Source organism: Rhizobium centroccidentale, assembly GCF_030182565.1.
GTDB lineage: Bacteria > Pseudomonadota > Alphaproteobacteria > Rhizobiales > Rhizobiaceae > Rhizobium.
The window spans coordinates 1-1,046 of sequence record NZ_JAQJCG010000064.1 but is presented as its reverse complement, the minus strand read 5'-3'; the positions used below and the strand labels follow the sequence as shown (position 1 = coordinate 1,046).

Genomic DNA, 1,046 nt, shown 5'->3' with positions numbered 1-1,046 from the left:
TAGAGCGGTTCAGATTTTGTTTGAATCGTGGATTCCCTTTTGATGTCGAATATGATTCAAGATGCTGGCTGAGAGGAGGTCAGCATTGATGGTCGCACCTCTATCGAATGATCTGCGTGAACGTGTGGTGGGCGCCGTTGTGGCGGGAGAAAGCTGCCGCTCGGTGGCGGCGCGGTTTGGTGTCTCCGTCTCATCTGTCGTGAAGTGGTCGCAGCGGTATCGCCGCAGTGGCTCTGTCGCGCCCGGCCGGATGGGAGGGCATCGCAAGCGCCTTTTGGAACCGCATCGCGCTTTCATAGCCGAGCGGATTGCGCAGACGCCGCAGATCAGCCTGCATGGCCTCAAGGATGAACTAGCGGTGAGAGGCGTCATCGTCTCGCATGACGCCGTTTGGCGTTTCCTGCGCCGCGAGGGGCTGCGCTTCAAAAAAAACGATGTTTGCCTTTGAGCAGGCACGCACTGACATCGTCCGTCGGCGCAAGCGCTGGCAGTCATGGCAGACGCGACTTGATCCTCGAAGGCTTGTGTTCATCGACGAAACCTGGATTAAAACCAATATGGCCCCGTTGTACGGCTGGGGTGTTAAGGGCAAGCGCCTGCGTGGCTTTGCTCCGCATGGTCATTGGCGCACATTGACCTTCGTCGGCGCGCTGCGGGCCGATTGTCTCACCGCACCCTGCGTCTTCGATGGCCCGATCAATGGCCAATGCTTCAAGGCCTATGTCGAGCAACAACTCGTGCCGACACTGCGGCCAGGTGACATCGTCATCATGGACAATCTGGGTAGCCACAAATCCGGGCAGATACGCCAGTTGATCAAGGCCGCCGGCGCAAGGCTCTGGTTTCTGCCGCCTTATTCACCAGACCTCAATCCAATCGAGCAGGCTTTTGCCAAGATCAAACATTGGATGCGAAAAGCGCAAATGCGCACCATCGAAGACACCTGGCGATATCTCGGCTCACTCGTCCAGACAATCAGTCCAGACGAGTGCACCAATTATCTTGTCAATGCAGGATACGCTTCAAACAAAACATGAAACGCTCTA

At 56.6% G+C, this 1,046-nt stretch carries 1 protein-coding gene; it reads left to right on the top strand.

Annotation, left to right across the window (positions count from 1 at the left end; translation table 11 throughout):
- Positions 1 to 88 precede the first annotated feature (88 nt).
- A protein-coding gene (locus PH562_RS30645) for an IS630 family transposase (protein ID WP_113233773.1) occupies positions 89 to 1,037 on the top strand; the annotation gives its coding sequence in 2 pieces (ribosomal slippage) (positions 89 to 424 and positions 426 to 1,037; 948 coding nt in all).
- Positions 1,038 to 1,046: the final 9 nt, after the last annotated feature.